This is a genomic window from Pseudomonas sp. AFG_SD02_1510_Pfu_092 (assembly GCF_003331055.1).
In the GTDB taxonomy this organism is placed as follows: Bacteria; Pseudomonadota; Gammaproteobacteria; order Pseudomonadales; family Pseudomonadaceae; genus Aquipseudomonas.
This window is the reverse complement of sequence record NZ_PUQD01000008.1, coordinates 1-20611: the sequence shown is the minus strand read 5'-3', so window position 1 is coordinate 20611 and position 20611 is coordinate 1. Positions and strand designations below refer to the sequence as shown.

Annotated in this window: 25 protein-coding genes and 1 tRNA gene; 18 read left to right on the top strand and 8 right to left on the bottom strand. The window is 63.6% G+C overall.

Annotated features, from left to right (window positions below; all coding sequences use genetic code 11):
• Window positions 1-51: 51 nt before the first annotated feature.
• Complete coding sequence (locus tag C6A77_RS25900) at window positions 52-351, bottom strand: hypothetical protein (RefSeq protein ID WP_114168400.1); 300 nt, start codon at window positions 349-351, stop codon at window positions 52-54.
• Window positions 352-533: 182 nt separating this feature from the next.
• Here C6A77_RS25900 and C6A77_RS05635 point away from each other — a divergent pair, with 182 nt between their 5' ends.
• From C6A77_RS05635 to C6A77_RS05605, 7 genes are read left to right on the top strand one after another with little or no spacing between them, the layout of a single operon-like run.
• Entirely contained in the window at window positions 534-863 is a 330-nt protein-coding gene (locus C6A77_RS05635) for a hypothetical protein (protein WP_114168591.1), read from the top strand.
• Window positions 860-1129 carry a hypothetical protein gene (locus tag C6A77_RS05630; protein WP_114168399.1) on the top strand — a complete coding sequence of 90 codons (270 nt, stop codon included), beginning with the start codon at window positions 860-862 and terminating at the stop codon, window positions 1127-1129. Before C6A77_RS05635 ends, C6A77_RS05630 begins: the two co-directional genes overlap by 4 nt.
• Window positions 1126-1551, top strand: coding sequence for a hypothetical protein (locus tag C6A77_RS05625; RefSeq protein WP_114168398.1), 426 nt, complete (start codon window positions 1126-1128; stop codon window positions 1549-1551). The genes C6A77_RS05630 and C6A77_RS05625 overlap by 4 nt, the downstream gene beginning before the upstream one ends.
• Before the next feature lie 43 nt (window positions 1552-1594).
• Window positions 1595-2359: a hypothetical protein gene (locus tag C6A77_RS05620; RefSeq protein ID WP_114168397.1), complete on the top strand. Its 765-nt coding sequence runs from the start codon at window positions 1595-1597 to the stop codon at window positions 2357-2359.
• A 51-nt stretch (window positions 2360-2410) separates the two neighbouring features.
• Window positions 2411-2908 carry a hypothetical protein gene (locus tag C6A77_RS05615; protein WP_114168396.1) on the top strand — a complete coding sequence of 166 codons (498 nt, stop codon included), beginning with the start codon at window positions 2411-2413 and terminating at the stop codon, window positions 2906-2908.
• A 39-nt stretch (window positions 2909-2947) separates the two neighbouring features.
• Complete coding sequence (locus C6A77_RS05610) at window positions 2948-3193, top strand: DUF4224 domain-containing protein (protein ID WP_114168395.1); 246 nt, start codon at window positions 2948-2950, stop codon at window positions 3191-3193.
• Window position 3194: 1 nt separating this feature from the next.
• On the top strand, window positions 3195-4256 hold the full coding sequence (locus C6A77_RS05605; protein WP_114168394.1) for a tyrosine-type recombinase/integrase: 1062 nt from the start codon (window positions 3195-3197) through the stop codon (window positions 4254-4256).
• A 110-nt stretch (window positions 4257-4366) separates the two neighbouring features.
• Here C6A77_RS05605 and C6A77_RS05600 read toward each other — a convergent pair.
• Window positions 4367-4454, bottom strand: a tRNA-Ser gene (locus C6A77_RS05600).
• Window positions 4455-4588: 134 nt separating this feature from the next.
• Between C6A77_RS05600 and C6A77_RS05595 the strand changes: the two genes are divergently transcribed.
• The 8 genes from C6A77_RS05595 (at window position 4589) to C6A77_RS05555 (ending at window position 10489) form a co-directional block, all read left to right on the top strand.
• A complete protein-coding gene (locus tag C6A77_RS05595; RefSeq protein ID WP_003251184.1) occupies window positions 4589-5260 on the top strand; it encodes a Bax inhibitor-1/YccA family protein in 672 nt (223 codons plus the stop codon).
• A 316-nt stretch (window positions 5261-5576) separates the two neighbouring features.
• Window positions 5577-6956 (top strand): uracil-xanthine permease family protein, encoded by a 1380-nt coding sequence (locus C6A77_RS05585; RefSeq protein WP_114168392.1) that lies wholly within the window; start codon window positions 5577-5579, stop codon window positions 6954-6956.
• 98 nt (window positions 6957-7054) lie between these two features.
• Window positions 7055-7447: a sulfurtransferase complex subunit TusD gene (gene tusD / locus C6A77_RS05580; RefSeq protein ID WP_060497741.1), complete on the top strand. Its 393-nt coding sequence runs from the start codon at window positions 7055-7057 to the stop codon at window positions 7445-7447.
• A 1-nt stretch (window position 7448) separates the two neighbouring features.
• A complete protein-coding gene (gene tusC, locus C6A77_RS05575) occupies window positions 7449-7808 on the top strand; it encodes a sulfurtransferase complex subunit TusC (protein WP_114168391.1) in 360 nt (119 codons plus the stop codon).
• On the top strand, window positions 7808-8104 hold the full coding sequence (gene tusB / locus C6A77_RS05570; protein ID WP_114168390.1) for a sulfurtransferase complex subunit TusB: 297 nt from the start codon (window positions 7808-7810) through the stop codon (window positions 8102-8104). The genes tusC and tusB overlap by 1 nt, the downstream gene beginning before the upstream one ends.
• Entirely contained in the window at window positions 8101-8436 is a 336-nt protein-coding gene (locus C6A77_RS05565) for a TusE/DsrC/DsvC family sulfur relay protein (RefSeq protein WP_114168389.1), read from the top strand. The genes tusB and C6A77_RS05565 overlap by 4 nt, the downstream gene beginning before the upstream one ends.
• Window positions 8433-9437, top strand: a complete 1005-nt coding sequence (locus C6A77_RS05560; protein WP_114168388.1) for a glycosyl transferase family protein — start codon at window positions 8433-8435, stop codon at window positions 9435-9437. Before C6A77_RS05565 ends, C6A77_RS05560 begins: the two co-directional genes overlap by 4 nt.
• Before the next feature lie 92 nt (window positions 9438-9529).
• On the top strand, window positions 9530-10489 hold the full coding sequence (locus tag C6A77_RS05555) for a glutathione S-transferase family protein (protein WP_114168387.1): 960 nt from the start codon (window positions 9530-9532) through the stop codon (window positions 10487-10489).
• A gap of 132 nt (window positions 10490-10621) precedes the next feature.
• On the opposite strand, the gene cysG is transcribed toward C6A77_RS05555, so the two are convergent.
• The 6 genes from cysG to C6A77_RS05525 all read right to left on the bottom strand — a co-directional run bounded on the left by cysG (window position 10622) and on the right by C6A77_RS05525 (window position 18223).
• The gene (gene cysG, locus C6A77_RS05550; RefSeq protein ID WP_114168386.1) at window positions 10622-12013 is read right to left on the bottom strand and encodes a siroheme synthase CysG; all 1392 of its coding nucleotides are present in this window, start codon (window positions 12011-12013) and stop codon (window positions 10622-10624) included.
• Entirely contained in the window at window positions 12014-13294 is a 1281-nt protein-coding gene (gene serS, locus C6A77_RS05545; protein WP_114168385.1) for a serine--tRNA ligase, read from the bottom strand.
• A gap of 30 nt (window positions 13295-13324) precedes the next feature.
• Window positions 13325-13699 carry a fluoride efflux transporter CrcB gene (gene crcB / locus C6A77_RS05540; RefSeq protein ID WP_114168384.1) on the bottom strand — a complete coding sequence of 125 codons (375 nt, stop codon included), beginning with the start codon at window positions 13697-13699 and terminating at the stop codon, window positions 13325-13327.
• Window positions 13696-15021, bottom strand: a complete 1326-nt coding sequence (locus C6A77_RS05535) for a replication-associated recombination protein A (protein WP_114168383.1) — start codon at window positions 15019-15021, stop codon at window positions 13696-13698. Before C6A77_RS05535 ends, crcB begins: the two co-directional genes overlap by 4 nt.
• Before the next feature lie 12 nt (window positions 15022-15033).
• Window positions 15034-15669, bottom strand: coding sequence for an outer membrane lipoprotein chaperone LolA (gene lolA, locus C6A77_RS05530; RefSeq protein ID WP_114168382.1), 636 nt, complete (start codon window positions 15667-15669; stop codon window positions 15034-15036).
• A 61-nt stretch (window positions 15670-15730) separates the two neighbouring features.
• On the bottom strand, window positions 15731-18223 hold the full coding sequence (locus C6A77_RS05525) for a DNA translocase FtsK (protein WP_161959649.1): 2493 nt from the start codon (window positions 18221-18223) through the stop codon (window positions 15731-15733).
• A gap of 406 nt (window positions 18224-18629) precedes the next feature.
• Here C6A77_RS05525 and aat point away from each other — a divergent pair, with 406 nt between their 5' ends.
• The 3 genes from aat to infA all read left to right on the top strand — a co-directional run bounded on the left by aat (window position 18630) and on the right by infA (window position 20395).
• Window positions 18630-19310 (top strand): leucyl/phenylalanyl-tRNA--protein transferase, encoded by a 681-nt coding sequence (aat, locus tag C6A77_RS05520; protein ID WP_114168380.1) that lies wholly within the window; start codon window positions 18630-18632, stop codon window positions 19308-19310.
• A gap of 56 nt (window positions 19311-19366) precedes the next feature.
• Entirely contained in the window at window positions 19367-20074 is a 708-nt protein-coding gene (locus C6A77_RS05515; RefSeq protein ID WP_114168379.1) for an arginyltransferase, read from the top strand.
• 102 nt (window positions 20075-20176) lie between these two features.
• The gene (gene infA / locus C6A77_RS05510; protein ID WP_002553999.1) at window positions 20177-20395 is read left to right on the top strand and encodes a translation initiation factor IF-1; all 219 of its coding nucleotides are present in this window, start codon (window positions 20177-20179) and stop codon (window positions 20393-20395) included.
• Window positions 20396-20611: the final 216 nt, after the last annotated feature.

Sequence of the window (20611 nt, the reverse complement as noted above, 5' to 3'; positions counted from 1 at the left end):
CCGCCAGGCGAAGCAGGTCAATTAGTAGAACATTTGTACTCTACCCGCTGCTCATTTAGCGCAGGCGACCTTATCGAATTCCGGCTGGGTATCAGTGGCGATCCGACGCGCCCGGCCCACGCCCCAGGCCAGAGCCCTGGTCATGGATTCACCTGGACGCGAATCGAATGCCTCCTCATGAAGGGCCATGCCACTCGCGGCATACACCCCAATGAACATCTGCGTGTTACCTGCCCGCGACAGTCGCACCTGGACATCTATGTGCGTTCCATCGCTAAGGGTCTCGTCATGAGTACGGTGGTGAAGCGAAGGATCAGCCCATTTCCAAAAAACTTCACCGCGAATCCTCATGTCGACCTCCTACGACTTTAGTTGTATGCCAGGGGTGAACTCTCACCATAGCCAAAGCGAGGCGAGACGCAATCTCGGTATTGCAGCTTGAGAACTGAATCGGACCACTGGCCGATTTTCTTGTACCGAACCAAACCCCTTGTACAACTCACTGCCGCGATATGGCGGCCAAGGACGAAGTCATGCCTGAAGAAAAGCAACTGATCCGGCCGCTGACGGTCGAGCGCGACGAATACGGCTTCTGGACCCACCCGGCCTGGCCGGACGACGGCGACGAATGCGTACTTCCACTCAGCTGGTTCGGCGACCACGGCCTGGAGTACTGCGTGGTCGAGATGGAAAACGACGGCCCGGAAGAACTGAATGCGGAATGGCTCGACGCTGGCGGCGACTATGACTGCACGCCATGGCAGCCAAGCAAGCCGGCCGGTGATGGCTGGTTCACCCTCTCGATCCATGACACCGAAGACGGCCCTGTTTGCGTGTGGGTCCGCCACAAGGTGGCGGCATGACCCGCCTCGCCCTCTGCCTCCTGCTGCTGGCCACCGGCGCCAGCGCAGCCGAACTTCCGTCAGGCGTCTGGTCCTTCGAGGACAAGCCCCGCGGCGTCGTCTGCTACGTCATGAACTCGCTGAGGAACAACGCCATCAGCTGCGTGAAGGTCTGGCTGCCGCAAGTGGCCGGCAACGAGCGCCAGCTCTCCCCGCACGAAGCCCAACCCGAACCTACACCCGCTATGGCGCCTGGGCGCTGGATTGATGAGAGGTATCAGATGTGAGTCGACCAGTCACAGAGCAAGATTTCCGCCGGCCCGAGTTCCGCGACGCCAAAGTCGAGGACTACGAGTTCCGCAGGGACGGCTCCCTTGTCCGCAAGGATCGCTGGGAGCAAGGCATTCACCGGATCCACAGCATCGTCGGCCGGCGCGGCCGAGATTTCGAGATATCCGAAGTGGTGGAGGCAGTGGAGCAGCTGAAGGGCCAATGGCTCAGCGCCAGCCACGACAACGACCCCAAATCCGAATGGATTGATGTGCGCCTGCGCTGCGGCAGTGTGCTGGCCGGATGCGTCCGAACTGGAGCCTTCGCCTACCGCTGGCCGTTCGGCCAGTTCAACTTCACTAGCAAGGACTTCGGCAGCGACATCGTCGCATTTCAGCCGATACCCAATCCAAAGCCCAGCCCGGAGGCCCAGCCATGATCGCCCTCGCCTACATGGCCTACCTGATCTGGAAGGCGCCGCGATGAACGCAAGGATCGTCTGCCAGTTCAGTTGCGGCGCCGCTTCGGCGGTGGCCACCAAGCTGGCCTTGGCAGAGTACGGCAGCACGCACGACGTGCAGATCATCAACGCCTTCCTCGCCAACGAGCATGAGGACAACCGCCGGTTCGCCCAGGACTGCGAAGTCTGGTTCGGCCAGCCGATCACCGTCCTGCGTGACGAGAAGTACGGCGCCGACGCCCACGAGGTGTTTCGCCGCGAGCGCTACATGAAGGGACGCACTGGCGCCCCCTGCACCAAGATCCTTAAGCGGCGGTTGCTCGACTCATGGAAGCAGCCTGGCGATGTGATGGTGTTCGGCTACACCGCCGAGGAGGCTGATCGGCTGGAGGATTTCAGAGAACGCAATCCAGACCGCCCGGTGATCGCCCCGCTGATCGACCGAGGCCTGGGCAAGGACGACTGCAAGGCCATCCTGCTGCGCGCCGGCATCGAACTACCCCTGATGTACCGGATGGGCTACGAGAACGCCAACTGCATCGGCTGTGTGAAGGGCGGCGAAGGCTACTTTCGGGCCATCCGCCAGGACTTCCCGCAGCAGTTCGAGGCGCTGTGCACCATCCAGGACGACCTGGGCGAAGGCTCGTACCTGTTCCGCAACCGAACCACAAACGTGCGGTTCTCCCTGCGCGAGCTCGGCGACGGTCCGGTTCGCCGAAACGAAAAGCTGCCGGCCTGTTCGTTCTTCTGCGAGCTAGCCGAAGCCGACATCATCGCCAAAGCCTAACCCATCCCCCTACAACTCAAGCCCGCCGACATGCACGGGCGAGGATTTCCTATGTCCGCAACTCAGCAATTTCATCAAACTGCCAATGACTGCCTGGAGCGCATCGCGGCCGACCTGTGGCCAGGCGCAAAGCTGGCCCTGGTCATCTACACCCCGGATAAGCCCGAGCTCGACATCGTGCTCAAGGATAGCGGCCTGAACGTCGACGAGGTCGTCAGCACTCTGCGTCGGCGCGGTGGCCTGGGTCTGGATGGCGCGAACATCTACAAGCGGCTGCTCTGTGACGCCATCCTTGGCGCCATGGCCTTCGGCAAGCAAAACAGCAACCCGCCTCCTGAAGGCCATTGGGGCAAAGAGTTTTGGAATATCGGCCGCGCCGAGGGTGCGCTGCAGGAAGAACTGACCCAGGCGCTGCGCCTGGCGCGCAAAGAACTGGACGCCTGCCAGCGCGTTATCCACTACGCCGGGGGCTTCGACCCGGCCTATGTCAACGACGCCCAGGCCGCACTCAAATTCGCCGACACGGTGCTCGAAAAGACTCCCACCTGACCACCAACCTGCCGCCACCGGCGGCGTGGAGACCATCCCATGGAAACCGAGATCCTTTCGGACGAAGAGCTGGCCGACCTAACCGGCTACAAGGCCAGGGGCTGGCAGCGCCGCTGGCTCAATGAGCGCGGCTGGCACTTCGTCGAGAGTCGCGGCGGCCGGCCCTTGGTGGGTCGCCAGTATGCCCGCATGAAGCTGGGCGTAACCCTTGAGGTGGTGCCGCTGGCACCGCCCCCCCCGCCATCCGCACCAGTGTGGACGCCTGATTTTTCAAAGGTGAGGTGATATGCGCCCCCGTAGCACAGAGAACAGGGATTTGCCGCCGGGCGTGTACCGGCGTAAGCGCACCAGCAAGAGCAAGAAGAACCCGAACAAGGCATGGATCAGTTACTACTACCGCGACAAGGACGGCCAGGAAATCGCCTTGGGCACGGACCTAAGCCTGGCCCGGATGAAATGGGCAGAGCTGGAGGCCCGGGAAAAACCGCGTGACTTGCTGATGATGGGGGCAATCTTTGATCGCTATGAGCGAGACATTATCCCCAAAAAGGGCGAGCGTACGCAGAAGGATAACCTGGCAGAGCTCCGGCAGTTGCGGCCATTTTTCGACAAGGCCCCCATCGAGGCCATTACGCCAGCGCTTGTCGCCCAGTACCGCGATGCACGATCGGCGCCGGTGCGCGCGAATAGGGAAATCGCCCTCCTATCGCACGTCTACAACATGGCACGGGAATGGGGTCTTACCACCAAAGAGAACCCATGCCAGGGCGTTCGCAAAAACAAGGAAGTGCCCAGGGACTTCTATGCGAACGATGCGATTTGGAGCGCGGTTTACGCGAAGGCGGTGGGTGAATTGAAGGACGCCATGGACCTGGCGTATTTGACGGGCCAGCGTCCGGCGGACGTGCTGGTGATGAGAAGGGATGACATCGAGGATAAGGCCCTCGGTGTAAAGCAGAAAAAGACCCACAAGAAGCTGAGGATCATGCTTGAGGTGGATGGAGTCGAAAGCGGCCTGGGCGCATTGATCCGGAAGATACTGGAGCGGAACGCGCCGCACGGTTCGCCGTATCTCTTGCTGACCGAGTCAGGAAAACGCGTCACGGCCGCCATGCTTCGCCACCGCTGGGACGATGCCCGGGAGGAAGCAGTGAAAGCAGCGGTAGCCGCCGGCGACCAAGTGCTGGCTGGCCGTATTAGCCAATTCCAGTTCCGTGACATCCGCCCGAAAGCAGCATCCGAGATCGTCGATGTCGAGCACGCCAGCCTGCTGCTGGGCCACACCAAGGGCGACATTACCGAGCGGGTATATCGCCGAGTTGGGGCCCTGGCGAAACCGACCAAGTAAGAAAGTATCGGAAGCGCTTCCGAAATAAACCATTCCCAAGGGTTTTCCCACGGGTCGTTTTTCTATGCCCCAAAAACGCAAAAAGCCCTGAATAATCAGGGCTTTGAATATGGCGGAAGCGTAGAGATTCGAACTCTAGGATAGTTGCCCATCGACGGTTTTCAAGACCGTTGCCTTAAACCACTCGGCCACGCTTCCAGCTCGTTTTGCGGCCGCCATCATACCGTAATGAAACACGCTGTCAAACTCTCTGTGTCGCGGGTTGCGGGACCTCTGATAGACTCACGGCATCTGAACGTTTGACAACCACAGGTTTACCAAGGAGTGTCGCCATGCGCGAACAGGATTACGCCGTACATCACGGCCAGCAGGTCGAGCAGCAGGAGATCAGCAAGGTCCTGCGCAACACGTACAGCCTGCTGGCACTTACCCTCGCCTTCAGCGGTGTCATGGCCTTCGTGGCCCAGCAGATGCGCGTCGGCTACCCGAACGTGTTCGTGGTACTGATCGGCTTCTACGGGCTGTTCTTCCTTACCAACAAACTGCGTGACTCGGCCTGGGGCCTGGTGTCCACCTTCGCGCTCACCGGCTTCATGGGCTTCATTCTCGGCCCTATCCTCAACCGTTACCTGGGCATGGCCGGTGGCGCCGAGGTAGTCAGCTCGGCGTTCGCCATGACTGCGCTGGTGTTCGGTGGCCTGTCGGCCTATGTACTGATCACCCGCAAGGACATGAGCTTCCTCAGCGGCTTCATCACTGCAGGCTTCTTCGTGCTGCTGGGCGCCGTCGTGGCCAGCTTCTTCTTCCAGATCAGCGGCCTGCAACTGGCGATCAGCGCTGGCTTCGTGCTGTTCTCGTCGGTGTGCATCCTGTTCCAGACCAGCGCGATCATCCATGGTGGTGAGCGCAACTACATCATGGCGACCATCAGCCTGTATGTATCGATCTACAACCTGTTCGTCAGCCTGCTGCAACTGTTCGGCATCATGGGCCGTGATGACTGATTGATTGCTGCGTGAGAAAGCCCGCTTCGGCGGGCTTTTTTCATGCTCAAGTTCCAAGGCTGTCATAGATCTTTGTGGGAGCGGGCATGCCCGCGAACACCGGCAAAGCCGGTGCCAACCACCGCGTCGCCTGCTTAGCGGGCACGCCCGCTCCCACAGGTGACCGAGGCGGGCCTGGAGAAACCTCGTCAATTGACCTTAAAGTCAGATAATCGCGCGAATGCTCGGCGATCATGCTGCCATCGTGCATTGCTCTACCCCAAACCGCCATCACCCCGTAGAATGCGTTCCTTTTTCTTCCGGGGCGGCTTTCTTAATGAGCTCACACGAACACAGCCCAGGCGCGGCGGCGCCTGCCAATGAACTGGTGCTTGGTCTGGAGGACAAGCCACGGCTGCTTATCGGCCTGCTGGCAGCCCTGCAGCACCTGCTGGCGATCATCGTGCCGATCGTCACCCCTGGCCTGCTGATCTGCCAGGCGTTGGGCGTTTCGGCGCGTGATACCAACCTCATCGTTTCCATGTCGCTGGTGATCTCGGGTATCGCCACCTTCGTCCAGTGCAAACGCTTCGGGCCGTTCGGCGCCGGGCTGTTGATCGTTCAGGGCACCAGCTTCAACTTCGTCGGCCCGCTGATTGCCGGCGGTGCGCTGATGGTCAAGCAAGGCACTCCGGTAGAAGGCGTGATGGCGGCGATCTTTGGTGTGGTGATCGCCGGCTCGTTCGTCGAGATGGGCGTGTCGCGCATCCTGCCCTTCGTCAAACGCCTGATCACCCCGCTGGTGACCGGCATCGTGGTGCTGATGATCGGCCTGACCCTGATCAAGGTCGGCCTGATCAGCATGGGCGGCGGCTTCGGCGCCATGGGCAACGGCACCTTCGCCAACGGCGAGAACCTGCTGCTGTCGGGCGTGGTACTGGCGATCATCGTCGCCCTCAATCGCATCCCGGTGGTGTGGATGCGCAGCTGCGCCATTGTCATCGCCCTGGCGGTCGGCTACGCCCTGGCCGGCTACCTGGGTCGCCTGGACTTCACCGGCATGCACGAGGCCGCGCTGTTCCAAGTGCCAATGCCGCTGCACTTCGGCCTGGGCTTCTCCTGGGCGCTGTTCATTCCAATGCTGGTGATCTACCTGGTGACCTCGCTGGAAGCCATCGGTGACGTTACCGCCACCAGCAAGGTGTCACGCCAGCCGGTCGAAGGCCCGGTGTGGATGCAGCGGATCAAGGGCGGTGTGCTGGTCAACGGGGCCAACTCGCTGCTGGCCGGCCTGTTCAACACCTTCCCGAGCTCGATCTTTGCGCAGAACAATGGCGTGATTCAGCTGACCGGTATTGCCAGCCGCCACATCGGCCTGTGGATCGCCGTGATGCTGGTGCTGCTGGGCCTGTTCCCGAGCGTTGCCGGGGTGATCCAGGCGGTACCGGAGCCGGTACTGGGCGGCGCGGCCATGGTCATGTTCGGTGCGGTTGCCGCTTCCGGCATCAATATTCTGGCCAGCACCCGCCTGGACCGTCGTGCCCTGCTGATCATCGCGGTGTCGCTGGCACTGGGCCTGGGTGTGGCGCAAGTGCCAGAGTTCCTCGCGCACATGCCGGCGGCGATTCGCAACGTGCTGGAGTCGGGTGTCGCTACCGGGGGTATTTGCGCGTTGCTGCTGAACTGGTTCTTGCCGGAGGGCAAGGAGCAGGCTTGAGGCCTGTTTTTTCCTGTAAAAAGCCCGCCCCGCCATGCACAAGCGGGCGCGGGCTTTTTTGCTTTATCATGGCACCATTCCTTTTGCATGAGTTGCCCATGAAATTCGCTATCGCGGTGTTCTCCCCGGCGCATGCGCCCTCCTCGCGGCGCGCCTTGCGCTACGCCGAGGCGGTGCTCGCTGGCGGGCATGAAATTGCCCGGCTGTTCTTCTACCAGGACGGGGTGCACAGTGCCTCGGCCAACGTCGTCGCCCCCCAGGACGAACTGGATGTGGCCGGCCAATGGCGCGCCTTCATCGAGACCAACCAGCTGGACGCGGTGGTGTGCATCGCCGCCGCGCTGCGCCGTGGCGTGCTCGACGAAGCCGAAGCCAGCCGCTACCAGCGCCCGGCCGTGAACCTGCCCAAGCCTTGGGAATTGTCGGGGCTTGGCCAGCTGCATGAAGCGGCGCAGGTTGCTGACCGCCTTGTCTGCTTCGGAGGCGACTGAAATGGCCAAATCCTTGTTGATCATCAGCCGCCAGGCGCCCTGGAACGGCCCATCAGCCCGTGAGGCACTGGACATCGCCTTGGCGGGCGGTGCGTTCGATCTGCCTCTGGGCATGCTGTTCCTCGACGACGGCGTGTTCCAGCTTGCCGCGGACCAGCAACCCACAGCCCTCCAACAGAAGAACCTCGCTGCCAACCTGCAAGCACTGCCCATGTTCGGCGTCGAAGAGCTGTTCGCCTGCAGCCACAGCCTCGCCCGCCGTGGCCTGGCCGCCGACAGCCTGACATTGCCGGTGCACGTGCTGGATGACACCGCACTGGCCGCGCTGATCGCCCGTTTCGACCAGGTGGTAACGCTCTGATGACGACCCTGCATGTAATTGCCCACTCACCGTTTGGCGACGAACGCCTGGCCAGCTGCCTGCGCCTGCTCGGCACCGACGACGCTCTGCTGCTGTGCGGCGATGCGGTATACGCCCTGCGCAGCGGCAGCGAGCCACACCGCCAATTGCAAGCCGCCGGCCTGGCGCAACGCCTGTTCGCCCTGGACGAAGACCTGCAAGCCCGAGCGCTCGGCAACGACCTGGCCAAGGCCGTGGACTACGCCGGGTTCGTCGAACTGTCGCTGCATTACGACAAGGTCAACAGCTGGTTATGAATACCCTCAACGTTGGCGATCAGGCGATCGCCCTGGACAAGGACGGCTTTCTGCTCGACCTGCAAGACTGGTCCCCCGCCGCCGCCGAGGCGCTGGCTGCGCGTGAGGGTATCGCGCTGACGGCGGACCACTGGCAGATCATCGAACTGCTGCGCCAGTTCTATCAGGAATACCAGCTGTCCCCGGCAACCCGCCCACTGATCAAGTACACAGCGCTCAAGCTGGGCCCGGACAAGGGCAACAGCCCGCACCTGAACCGCCTGTTCAATGGCACTCCCGCCAAACTCGCCGCCAAGCTGGCGGGCCTGCCCAAGCCGACCAACTGCATATGACCCAGCCACGCCCGCTCACCCTGGAAACCCCCGCCGAACACCCGTTCGCCGAGTTCGTGCGCATTCTCGGCAAAGGCAAGCGCGGCGCACGCGGCCTGACCCGCGAGGAGGCCCGCGCCGCAATGACCCTGCTGCTGGAGGGCAAGGTCGAGGACGCCCAGCTTGGCGCCTTCCTGATGCTGTTGCGCCACAAGGAAGAAAGCGCCGAAGAACTGGCCGGCTTCACCGAAGCCCTGCGCGCGCACCTGCAGGCGCCGCGCATCGCCGTGGACCTCGACTGGCCGACCTACGCGGGCAAGAAGCGCCACCTGCCGTGGTACCTGCTGGCCGCCAAGTGCCTGGCCGACAATGGCGTGCGCATCCTGATGCATGGCGGTGGCGCGCATACCGCCGGGCGCCTGTACACCGAGCAGTTATTGTCGTTGCTGGAAATCCCGCTGTGCCGCGACTGGGCTTCGCTCAGCCAGGCCCTGGACCAGCACCGCCTGGCCTTCTTCCCGCTGCAGGACTGGGCGCCGCAATTGCAGCGCATGATCGACCTGCGCAACATCCTCGGCTTGCGTTCGCCGATCCATTCGCTGGCCCGGGTACTCAACCCGCTGGGCGCGCGCTGTGGCCTGCAGAGCATATTCCACCCCGGTTACCAGGCGGTGCACCGCGAGGCCAGCCGCCTGCTGGGCGACCATGCCGTGGTGATCAAGGGCGATGGTGGTGAAGTCGAGGTCAACCCCGACGTCATCAGCCACCTCTACGGCACCACCGCCGGCGCAGCCTGGGACGAGGAATGGCCGGCACTGAGCGAGCGTCGCCATGTGAAGCCGCCGAGCCTTCAGCCCGAGCAAATGCTGGCGGTGTGGCGCGGTGAGGCGCAGGACAGCTACGGTGAAATGGCCGTGGTCGCTACCATCGCCCTGGCCCTGCGTGGCTTGGGCCAAGACCGTGAACACGCTTTCGCCACGGCGCGTGGTTACTGGAACGCCCGCAACCAATCGAATAAGTAGATAGTAAGGGTGCAGCCTTTGCGCTAGTTGTTCGAACGATTTGCCCTAGACTGGGCTCCAACGACAAACCACTTTGTTTCGAGGAGCTCAGCATGGGCCTTTTGATCGACGGCCGCTGGCATGACCAGTGGTATGAAAACGGCAAGGACGGCACGTTCAAACGGGAGAACGCCCAGCGCCGCAATCAACTGCCAGCGCCTGAGGCCGGCCGTTACCACCTGTACGTCTCGCTGGCCTGCCCTTGGGCCCACCGCACACTGATCTTCCGCGCCCTCAAGGGCCTGGAGCCGTTGATCGACGTATCCGTGGTCAGTTGGCTGATGCAGGACCATGGCTGGACCTTCGACCAGCAGCAAGGCTCCAGCGGTGACCATCTCGACGCCCTGCAGTACCTGCACCAGCGCTACACCCAGGATGACCCGCACTACACTGGCCGCGTGACGGTACCGGTGCTGTGGGACAAGAAAGAAAAGCGCATCGTCAACAACGAATCAGCGGAGATCATCCGCATCTTCAACAGCGCGTTCAACGAGCTGACCGGCAATACGCTGGACCTGTACCCCGAGCCGCTGCGCCCGGCCATCGAGGCACTGAACGAACGCATCTACCCGGCGGTGAACAACGGCGTGTACCGCGCAGGCTTTGCCACCACGCAGGACGCCTACGAGGCGGCGTTCGACGATGTGTTCAACGAACTGGATTACCTGGAAGCGCTGCTCGGCCGCAACCGCTACCTGGCGGGCGAGTACCTGACCGAAGCCGATGTGCGCCTGTTCACCACCCTGGTGCGTTTCGATGCGGTGTACCACGGCCACTTCAAGTGCAACCTGCGGCGCCTGAGCGACTACCACAACCTGTCGAACTGGCTGCGCGAGCTGTACCAGTGGCCGGGGGTTGCGGGCACGGTGAACATGGAGCATATCCAGAAGCACTATTACCTGAGCCACAAGACCATCAACCCGAACGGGATCGTGCCTAAAGGGCCTTTGCAGGACTTTGGCCTGGCGCATGATCGGGAGCGGTTGGCGGGCAAGGGGATCTGGCAGGCTTGAAATCGTCAGGGGCCGCTTTGCGCCCCATCGCAGGCAAGCCAGCTCCCACAGGGCCTGCACAAGGCTTGAAGCTTGTGAGTACCTGTGGGAGCTGGCTTGCCTGCGATGGGCTGCGCAGCAGCCCCAACGATTTCAGGTGTTCTGCGAACCTTCGAACCAGGCCAGCTTGTCCCGCAACTGCACCACTTCCCCAACAATCACCAGGGTCGGCGCGTGCACTTCATGCTGGGCCACCAACTCCGGCAAGTCGGCCAAAGTGCCGGTGAACACACGCTGATTACGCGTCGTCCCCTGCTGCACCAACGCCGCCGGGGTGCTGGCCGCGCGACCATGGCGAATCAGCTCGGCACAGATGGTCGGCAAGCCCACCAAGCCCATGTAGAACACCAGCGTCTGCGCCGGCGCTACCAGGTCGTTCCACGGCAGGTTGCTGGTGCCGTCCTTCAGGTGCCCGGTGACGAAGCGCACCGACTGTGCATAGTCACGGTGCGTCAGCGGAATGCCACCATAGGCGGAACACCCACTGGCTGCGGTGATACCCGGCACCACCTGGAACGGGATGCCCTGCTCGGCCAGCTCTTCGATCTCTTCACCGCCACGCCCGAAGATGAACGGGTCGCCGCCCTTCAGGCGCAGCACGCGCTTGCCTTGCCGGGCCAGGTCGACCAGCAGGCGGTTGATCTGGTCCTGCGGCACGGCATGCTCGGCACGGCGCTTGCCGACGTAGATACGTTCGGCATCACGCCGGCACATCTCGATGATCGCCGGTGCTACCAGGCGGTCGTACAGCACCACATCGGCCTGCTGCATCAGCCGCAAGGCGCGGAAGGTGAGCAGGTCCGGATCGCCCGGGCCTGCACCTACCAGGTACACCTCACCGCCCTGCTGTACCGGGTTACCGTCGACCATGGCCTGCAACAGGCGCTCGGCCTCGGCACGCTGCCCGGCCAGCTGACGCTCGGCGATCGGCCCCTGGAACACGGTTTCCCAGAAGCCACGGCGTTGGTTGACGTCCGGGTACAAGGATTTGACCTTGTGCCGGAAACGCGCGGCCAGCCCGGCCAGTTCGCCATAGGCCGACGGGATCCATGCCTCCAGCTTGGCGCGAATCAACCGCGCCAGTACCGGCGCATCGCCACCACTGGAAACCGCGATCACCAGCGGTGAACGGTCGACGATCGCCGGGAAGATCACCGTGCACAGGGCCGGCGCATCCACCACGTTGACCGGCAGGCTGAGGGCCTGTGCATCCGCCGACACCTGGGCATTGAGCCCCGGGTCGTCGGTGGCCGCGATCACCAGCCGGCAACCGACCAGGTCGGCAGCCTGATAGCCACGCACCAGCACCTCGCCGCCACCTTCCCGGGCCAGCGCGGCCAACTGGCCGTCGACTTCCGGCGCCACCACGCGCAGCGCAGCGCCGGCATCAGCCAGCAGGCGCGCCTTGCGCAAGGCGATCTCACCACCGCCGACGACCAGCACGCGGGCGCCCTGCAGCTTGTGGAACAGCGGCAGGTAATCCATTTAGCGGATGACCTCGACGCCACCCATGTATGGCTTCAGCACGTCCGGCACACGGATCGAACCGTCGGCCTGCTGGTAGTTCTCCAGCACCGCGACCAAGGTGCGGCCGACCGCCAGGCCGGAGCCGTTGAGGGTGTGCACCAGCTCCGGCTTGCCGGTTTCCGGGTTGCGCCAGCGGGCCTGCATGCGGCGTGCCTGGAAGTCGCCGCAGTTGGAGCACGAGCTGATTTCGCGGTACTTGTCCTGGCTTGGTACCCACACTTCCAGGTCGTAGGTCTTCACCGCGCCAAAGCCCATGTCACCAGTGCACAGGGCCAGCACGCGGTATGGCAGTTCCAGCAACTGCAGCACGCGCTCGGCATTGGCGGTCAGTCCTTCCAGGGCTTCCATCGATTTGGACGGCTCGACCACCTGCACCATCTCGACCTTGTCGAACTGGTGCTGGCGAATCATGCCGCGGGTGTCGCGGCCGGAAGCACCGGCTTCACTGCGGAAGCACGGGGTGTGCGCGACCAGCTTCAGCGGCAGCTGCTTGGGGTCGAGGATTTCGCCGGCCACCAGGTTGGTCAGCGACACTTCGGCGGTCGGGATCAGGTAGAAGTCTGCCTCGCCTTCGCGGCTGATCTTGAACAGGTCTTCCTCGAACTTCGGCAGCTGGCCGGTACCCTGCAGGGCCGGGGCCTGCACCAGGTACGGGGTGTAGTGTTCCTCGTAGCCGTGCTCGCCGGTGTGCAGGTTGATCATGAACTGCGCCAGGGCGCGGTGCAGGCGGGCGATCGGCCCACGCAGCACGGCAAAGCGCGCGCCAGACAGCTTGGCGGCCGCCTCGAAGTCCAGACCACCGCTCACTTCGCCGAGGGCGACATGGTCCTTGATGTCGAAGTCGAAGGTTTTCGGCGTACCCCAACGGCGCACTTCGACGTTGTCGTCTTCGCTGGCACCGACCGGCACGCTGGCGTCCGGCAGGTTGGGGATGGTCAACAGGATGCCGTCCAGCTCGGCCTGGATCGCGTCCAGTTCGGCCTTGCCGGCAGCCAGTTCGTTGGCCATGCGCTCGACATCGGCCATCAGCGGCGCAATGTCTTCGCCCTTGGCCTTGGCCTGGCCGATGGACTTGGAACGGGCGTTACGCTCGGCCTGCAGCTGCTCGGTGCGGGTCTGCACCGCCTTGCGGCGCTCTTCCAGTGATTCGATGCGCGCGACATCCAGGCTGAAGCCACGGGAGGCCAGGCGTTGCGCCACTTCCTGAAGTTGGCCGCGTAACAGTTTGGAATCGAGCATATCGTTCTCTCGTTATGTGTAGGTGTTGGTTCAGAATCGGGTCAGGGACAGGCCGGCCCAGGTTGCAAGCAGCCCGCCCACCACGCTGATACCGCTATAGCCCAGCGCCAGCGGCACTTGCCCGCTTTCCAGCAGGCGTACGGTATCCAGCGAAAAAGAGGAAAAAGTCGTCAGGCCGCCAAGGAAGCCGACGATCAGCCCGGCGCGCAGCTCGACCGGCACCATCGGCTTGTGCAAAAACAGGCCATAGAGCAGGCCGATCAGCAGGCAGCCAATCAGGTTGACCGCCAGCGTACCGAGATAGAAGTGCCGTGGCCAGTGGGCAACCACCCAGTTGCTGGTAGCAAAGCGCAACAAGGTACCGGCAATACCGCCCGCGCTGACGGCGGCAATCAATGCAATCACGGTTTTCTCCGTTGGCGAGGGCTGTTGCGATCAAGGTCGGCCAGGTGGCGCAGCTTCTCGCCGATCTTCAGTTCCAGGCCGCGCGGCACCGGCTGATAGTACTGGCGCGGCTCGAGCGCCTCGGGGAAGTAGTCTTCGCCAGCGGCATACGCGTCGGGCTCGTCGTGGGCATAGCGATACTCGTCGCCATAGCCCAGTTGCTTCATCAGCTTGGTCGGGGCGTTGCGCAGGTGCAGCGGCACCTCCAGTGAGCCATGCTCGGCGGCCTCACGCAGGGCGGTCTTGAAGCCCATGTACACCGCGTTGCTTTTTGGTGCACAGGCGAGGTAGGTGATGGCCTGGGCCACCGCCAGTTCGCCCTCGGGGCTGCCCAGGCGCTCCTGCACATCCCAGGCTGCCAGGCACAGGCTGAGCGCACGCGGGTCGGCGTTGCCGATGTCTTCGCTGGCCATGCGCACCACGCGGCGGGCGATGTACAGCGGGTCGCAGCCGCCGTCGAGCATGCGTGCGAACCAGTACAGGGCGCCATCAGGGTTGGAGCCGCGCACCGACTTGTGCAGCGCGGAAATCTGGTCGTAGAACGCCTCGCCCCCCTTGTCGAAACGTCGGCGGCTGTCACCCAGCAGGCTCTGCAACATGCCGACGTCGATCTCGCTGCCGTCTTCCGCCAGGTCGGAGGCGTTCTCGAGGAAGTTGAGCATGCGCCGGCCATCGCCATCGGCGGCGGCCATCAACATCTTGAAGGCGTCGTCGCCCACCCGCAGGTTGCGCTTGCCCAGGCCACGTTCTTCGGTCAGCGCGCGGTTGACCAGCTTGCGCAGCGCCGCCTCGTCGAGGCTCTTGAGCACATACACCCGCGCCCGCGACAGCAGCGCGTTGTTCAGCTCGAACGACGGGTTTTCGGTGGTGGCACCAATGAACAGCAGGGTGCCGTCTTCCACATAAGGCAGGAAGGCATCCTGCTGCGACTTGTTGAAGCGATGCACTTCGTCGACGAACAGGATGGTACGGCGGCCATACTGGCCAGCCTGCTGCTTGGCCACCTCGACCGCCTGGCGGATTTCCTTCACCCCGGCCAGCACCGCCGAGACCGTTTCGAAGTGCGCATCGCAGAACTGCGCCAGCAGCCGCGCCAGGGTGGTCTTGCCCACCCCCGGCGGCCCCCAGAAGATCATCGAGTGCAGCGCACCCTGCTCCAGCGCCTCGCGCAGCGGTTTGCCGCGCGCCAGCAGGTGCTCCTGGCCGACGTACTCATCCAGGTTGGACGGGCGCAGACGGGCGGCCAGGGGCTGGGCGACAGGTTCGCTTCGAAACAGGTCCATGGCGGGCTCTGGTTACTCCTTGATGACGTCCGCGCCTTGCGGGATGTCGAACCTGAACTTGCTGTCCGCCACCGCCTGGTTGGCCTTGACGCCATTGAACAGGATGTTGGTGCGCTGGCCGACGCTGTCGATCAGCTGCATGTCATTGATCAGGCCTTTGCGGAACGACACGCGCAGCGAGTCGAACAGGGTGTCCTTGGTTTTCGGCTTGAGGGTGAAGTCCATCACTTCGCCCTGCTCCTTCGAGGTGATATCGAAGCTCTGGCTGATCTTCGACACGTCCCCGGACAGCAGCAGCGCCGGGGTCTGGTTCAGACGCTGGTCGAGCTTCTTGATGGTCGCCTGTTCCAGGTCCGGGTCCCACAGGGTGACATTCTTGCCGTCGGACACCACCACCTGCTCCTGCGGCGCATCGGTGTGCCAGTAGAACAGGCCCGGGCGCTTGACGGTCATCTTGCCGGAGGTTTCCTGCAGGCTGGTGCCGCCGGCGTCGAGGGTCAGCTGGGAGAAGTTGGCCTCGATGGTCTGCGACTTCTCCAGCAGCTGAGTCAGGCGTTGCACGTCCTGCTCAGCGGCGTAAGCCGAAACGGTGGCCGACACGCAAGCCCCGGCCAGGGCAGATACCAACAGCATGCGAATCGCGCGCATGGGATTCCTCATCGAGCATTGAAAAGGCCCGGCGCCACCGTTGGCGTCGGGCAAGGTGTCATCAGTCGCGCGGGCCGCCCGGGGCAATCACTTCCCGCGAGCCGTTGCTGTTCATGGGGGTGACCACGCCGGCCATTTCCATGGCTTCGATCATGCGGGCGGCGCGGTTGTAGCCGATCTTCAGTTTGCGCTGCACCGCCGAAATGGACGCGCGGCGGCTTTCCAGCACGAACTGCACGGCCTCATCATACAGCGCGTCGCTTTCCGAATCTTCGCCATCGCCGCCACCGCCGCCGCCTTCGAAGCCGCTGCCGGCCTCTTCGACGCCGTTGAGGATGTCGTCGTTGTAGTCCGGGGCGCCGCGCAGCTTCCACGCTTCCACCACGCGGTGCACCTCGTCGTCGGAGACGAACGCACCGTGCACGCGAATCGGCAGGCTGGTGCCCGGCGGCATGTACAGCATGTCACCGTGGCCCAGCAGCTGCTCGGCACCACCCTGGTCGATGATGGTCCGCGAGTCGATCTTGCTCGACACCTGGAACGCCATGCGGGTCGGGATGTTGGCCTTGATCAGGCCGGTGATCACATCCACCGACGGGCGCTGTGTGGCGAGAATCAGGTGGATACCGGCGGCACGCGCCTTTTGCGCGATACGCGCGATCAGCTCTTCGACCTTCTTGCCGACGATCATCATCATGTCGGCGAATTCGTCGACCACCACCACGATGGTCGGCAGGGTTTTCAGCGCCGGCGGCTCGTCGTCCATGCTCTCGCGACGGTACAGCGGGTCGTGGATGATCTCGCCGGCGTCCTGGGCGTCCTTGATCTTGCGGTTGAAGCCGGCCAGGTTACGCACGCCCATGGCCGCCATCAGCTTGTAGCGCCGCTCCATCTCGGCCACGCTCCAGCGCAGGGCGTTGGCGGCGTCCTTCATGTCGGTGACCACCGGGCAAAGCAGGTGCGGGATGCCTTCGTAGATCGACAGCTCGAGCATTTTCGGGTCGATCATGATCAGCCGCGCGTCTTCCGGGCTGGACTTGAACAGGATCGACAGGATCATCGCGTTCACACCCACCGACTTACCGGAACCGGTGGTACCGGCCACCAGCAGGTGCGGCATCTTGGCCAGGTCGGTGATCACCGGCTTGCCGCCGATGTCATGGCCCAGGGCCAGGGTGACAGGCGATTTCTGCTCGTCGTACTGCGGCGTGGCCAGCACTTCGGAGAAGCGCACCATCTGCCGGTTTTCGTTGGGGATCTCGATACCCACGGTGGTCTTGCCGGGGATGACCTCGACCACCCGCACGCTGGTCACCGCCAGCGAACGCGCCAGGTCCTTGGCCAGGTTGGCGATGCGGCTGACCTTCACACCGGCAGCCGGCTGAATTTCGTAACGGGTGATCACCGGGCCCGGGTGGATCGAGTCGACCGTCACTTCGACGCCGAACTCCTTGAGCTTGATTTCCAGCAGCTGGCCGACACCGGCCAGGGATTCTGGCGAGTACTCGATCTTCTTCTGTTCGGCCGGGTCGAGGATGGAGATCGACGGCAAGGTGCCTTCCACGGCGCTGTCGATGAACAGCGGCGCCTGCTTCTCCTTCATCACCCGCTTGCTGGGCTCCGGCGCCTTGGCTGCAGCTGTCGGCGGCACGATCATCGGCGCCGCAACCGGCTGCTCCCGGGGCACTACCGGCTCACGTGGCGCCGGTGTCTCACGCGGCAGCACCGGCTCGCGTGACAGGGTAGGCTCGCGGGGCTCGGCTGGCTGGGCAGGGGCTTCTTCACGCTTGAAGATGCGCTCGCGCAGCGCCGGCCTGGCCGGTTCGCGCGGCTCGGCAGCCATCGGCGCGGCCTTGATCACCGGTTCATCCTCGCGCAGCTGCGCCTCCAGGCGCTTGCGCTCGTTGCGTGCTTCCCACCAGCGGTTGGCCGCGCCCTGCAGCAGTTCGAACAGGTCGAGGGTGATCTTGCCGGTCAGGTCCATCACCTTGAACCACGACAGGTCGGTGAACACGGTCAGGCCGAACAGGAACAGCGCAATGAACATCAGCGTGCTGCCCTGCACGTTCAGCAGGTTGCGCGCCAGGTCGCCCAGGCTCTCGCCCAGCGCTCCACCGGCGGAGAACGGCAGGCTAGGCGACGGGTGGAAATGGATATGCGCCAGCGCCGCGCCGGACAGCACCAGGAACACCAGGCCGATCAGCCGCCAGGAAAACAGCCAGCCGCTCCAGTCCCAGGGCTGGTGGCGCTCGCGGAAGATCTGCCAGGTCTTGACTGCCAGCAGCAGCGGGAAGATGTAGGCGAAGTAACCCAGCACCATGAACAGGATGTCGGCGAAGTAGGCACCGGCACGCCCGGCGGCGTTCTGCACCTGGTCGACGTTGGCGGTGTGGCTGAAGCCCGGGTCCGACGTGTCGTAGGTCAGCAGCGCCATCCACAGGTACAGGCACAGGGCGCCGACAGCGATCAACGCACCTTCCTTGAGGCGATAATGCAGCTGCTGCCGCCACAGGGGCACGGGCAAGGGAGCTGGAGTTGCGGTGGATTTCTTCAAAACGCGTCTATTCCTGCGCGTGCTGCGCGTCCAAATAGTGATCGGCCGACGGTGCGGCCAATGAACCACTACTTTTAACATTACTGCCCGCCCACTGCCATGACGGCGCGCCATCAGGCGCTCGAGTGGGGGCGACTTTCGTATACCTGCAATTTGAGCACGCATTGCCTTCTGTGACAAAGGCTTATGCTGTGTTTTTGCACAGGTGTGACAGCAAATGTGGCAGATGGTGCCTACGGTTTCATCAATGTGTAGGAAATTGCCTATTTTGAACGGCTGTACCGGCCTCTTCGCGGGCCTGCCCGCTCCCATAGGGGCGCTACTGTGTTGAAGAAGGCAAAGAGATTGACCCTGCTTTTCACCCACGCCATGCTGACCGCTCCCCTCCCCCACCGCACGAGAGACCATGCTCACCTGGCTGACCCGCGATTCGCTGACCTTCCCACCCCTGGAAAAGGCCCTGCACGAACCCAACGGCCTGCTTGCCGCCGGCGGCGACCTCAGCCCCGAGCGCCTGGTGCAGGCTTATCGCCACGGCTGCTTCCCGTGGTACCAGGACGGCCAGCCGATTCTGTGGTGGTCGCCCGACCCGCGCACGGTGCTGTTCCCGGACCAGCTGCACGTGTCGCGTTCGCTGGCCAAGCTGTTGCGCCAAGGCCGCTACCAGGTCAGCTTCGACAGCGATTTCGCCGCCGTGATAACCGCCTGCGCCGCGCCACGCGACTACGCCGACGGCACCTGGATCACCGACAGCATGCGCGCCGCCTACTGCGAGCTGCACCGGCGCGGCGTCGCCCATTCGGTGGAGGTGCGCCAGGACGGCGAGCTGGTGGGCGGCCTGTACGGCCTGGCGATGGGCCAGCTGTTTTTCGGCGAATCGATGTTCAGCCGCGCCGACAACGCCTCCAAGGTCGGCTTCGTGACTTTGGTCAACCACTTGCGCCAGGCCGGTTTCGCCCTCATCGATTGCCAGATGCCGACCAACCACCTGCACAGCCTGGGTGCACAGGCCATCAGCCGCGCCCAGTTCGCCAGCTGCCTGGCACGCCACCTCGACCAGCCCAACAGCGCCACGTGGGTTGCCTAGGCGAGTTCCCATAGCTGGCTTACACTTAAAACAAAGTCTCACCGAAGGGGTTGATCATGACAGAGTTGGCGCGGTTGAAGTTCTATGCCACTCAGCCCCACTCCTGCAGCTACCTGCCCGATGAACAGGCGACCACGCTGTTCCTCGACCCCAGCCAGCCGATGGATGTGCATGTGTACGCCGACCTGTCGGAAATGGGCTTTCGCCGCAGTGGCGACCACCTGTACCGCCCGCACTGCCAGAACTGCAATGCCTGCGTGCCGGCGCGCATCCCGGCGGCGCGCTTCATCCCCAACCGCCAGCAACGGCGTATTCTCAAGCGCAACGCCGACCTGACCGTGACCGCGGCACGCCCGGCATTCAAGGAAGAGTACTTCGAGCTGTACCGGCGCTATATCGAAACCCGCCACGCCGACGGCGACATGTACCCGCCCAGCCGCGACCAGTTTTCCACCTTTCTGGTGCGCGACCTGCCGTTCTGCTGGTTCTACGAGTTCCGCCTGGCAGGCCGTTTGCTGGCGGTCGCGGTATGCGACCTGCTGCCCAACGGCCTGTCGGCGGTGTACACCTTCTACGAGCCGGACGAAGAGCGCCGCAGCCTGGGCCGCTTTGCCATCCTCTGGCAGATCACCGAAGCCCTGCGCCAGGACCTGGAAGCGGTCTATCTGGGTTACTGGATCAAGAACTGCAAGAAAATGAACTACAAGACGCAGTATCGGCCTATCGAGTTGTTGATAAATCAGCGCTGGGTCACCCTCAACTGAAAGGCATTGGCTTGACACACAGTTTTCGGGCATAATCCACGCCACTTTTTTGCCCGGTGCGGTTATGCGTCGGGCCAACACTGGATCCGAGGGCTCTACTGCATGTCGAAAGAAGACAGCTTCGAAATGGAAGGTACTGTCGTCGACACCCTGCCCAACACCATGTTCCGCGTGGAGTTGGAAAACGGGCACGTCGTAACCGCGCACATCTCCGGAAAGATGCGCAAGAACTACATCCGTATTCTCACTGGCGACAAGGTCCGCGTCGAACTGACGCCCTACGACCTGAGCAAGGGCCGCATCACTTACCGTGCGCGCTAAGCTCTAGCCATGAAAAAGCCCGGCATGTGCCGGGCTTTTTTGTGCCTGTCAGATTACAGGGGGCTGCTTTGCAGCCCATTCGCGGGCCCCCCCCCGCCCCCCCGGGGGGGGGGGGCCCCCGGGGGGGGGGGGGGGGGGGGGGGGGCCCGCCGGGCCCCCCGAGGCGGGGGGCCGCCCCCACAAAACGGCGGCAAACACCGGGTTTTTGTTTAAGGG

Bases quoted from the DNA above. Each gene is read 5' to 3' on its own strand.
- C6A77_RS25900 (WP_114168400.1), bottom strand. From the start codon at position 351: ATGAGGATTCGCGGTGAAGTTTTTTGGAAATGGGCTGATCCTTCGCTT.
- C6A77_RS05635 (WP_114168591.1), top strand. From the start codon at position 534: ATGCCTGAAGAAAAGCAACTGATCCGGCCGCTGACGGTCGAGCGCGAC.
- C6A77_RS05630 (WP_114168399.1), top strand. From the start codon at position 860: ATGACCCGCCTCGCCCTCTGCCTCCTGCTGCTGGCCACCGGCGCCAGC.
- C6A77_RS05620 (WP_114168397.1), top strand. From the start codon at position 1,595: ATGAACGCAAGGATCGTCTGCCAGTTCAGTTGCGGCGCCGCTTCGGCG.
- C6A77_RS05615 (WP_114168396.1), top strand. From the start codon at position 2,411: ATGTCCGCAACTCAGCAATTTCATCAAACTGCCAATGACTGCCTGGAG.
- C6A77_RS05610 (WP_114168395.1), top strand. From the start codon at position 2,948: ATGGAAACCGAGATCCTTTCGGACGAAGAGCTGGCCGACCTAACCGGC.
- C6A77_RS05605 (WP_114168394.1), top strand. From the start codon at position 3,195: ATGCGCCCCCGTAGCACAGAGAACAGGGATTTGCCGCCGGGCGTGTAC.
- C6A77_RS05595 (WP_003251184.1), top strand. From the start codon at position 4,589: ATGCGCGAACAGGATTACGCCGTACATCACGGCCAGCAGGTCGAGCAG.
- C6A77_RS05585 (WP_114168392.1), top strand. From the start codon at position 5,577: ATGAGCTCACACGAACACAGCCCAGGCGCGGCGGCGCCTGCCAATGAA.
- tusD (WP_060497741.1), top strand. From the start codon at position 7,055: ATGAAATTCGCTATCGCGGTGTTCTCCCCGGCGCATGCGCCCTCCTCG.
- tusC (WP_114168391.1), top strand. From the start codon at position 7,449: ATGGCCAAATCCTTGTTGATCATCAGCCGCCAGGCGCCCTGGAACGGC.
- tusB (WP_114168390.1), top strand. From the start codon at position 7,808: ATGACGACCCTGCATGTAATTGCCCACTCACCGTTTGGCGACGAACGC.
- C6A77_RS05565 (WP_114168389.1), top strand. From the start codon at position 8,101: ATGAATACCCTCAACGTTGGCGATCAGGCGATCGCCCTGGACAAGGAC.
- C6A77_RS05560 (WP_114168388.1), top strand. From the start codon at position 8,433: ATGACCCAGCCACGCCCGCTCACCCTGGAAACCCCCGCCGAACACCCG.
- C6A77_RS05555 (WP_114168387.1), top strand. From the start codon at position 9,530: ATGGGCCTTTTGATCGACGGCCGCTGGCATGACCAGTGGTATGAAAAC.
- cysG (WP_114168386.1), bottom strand. From the start codon at position 12,013: ATGGATTACCTGCCGCTGTTCCACAAGCTGCAGGGCGCCCGCGTGCTG.
- serS (WP_114168385.1), bottom strand. From the start codon at position 13,294: ATGCTCGATTCCAAACTGTTACGCGGCCAACTTCAGGAAGTGGCGCAA.
- C6A77_RS05535 (WP_114168383.1), bottom strand. From the start codon at position 15,021: ATGGACCTGTTTCGAAGCGAACCTGTCGCCCAGCCCCTGGCCGCCCGT.
- lolA (WP_114168382.1), bottom strand. From the start codon at position 15,669: ATGCGCGCGATTCGCATGCTGTTGGTATCTGCCCTGGCCGGGGCTTGC.
- aat (WP_114168380.1), top strand. From the start codon at position 18,630: ATGCTCACCTGGCTGACCCGCGATTCGCTGACCTTCCCACCCCTGGAA.
- C6A77_RS05515 (WP_114168379.1), top strand. From the start codon at position 19,367: ATGACAGAGTTGGCGCGGTTGAAGTTCTATGCCACTCAGCCCCACTCC.
- infA (WP_002553999.1), top strand. From the start codon at position 20,177: ATGTCGAAAGAAGACAGCTTCGAAATGGAAGGTACTGTCGTCGACACC.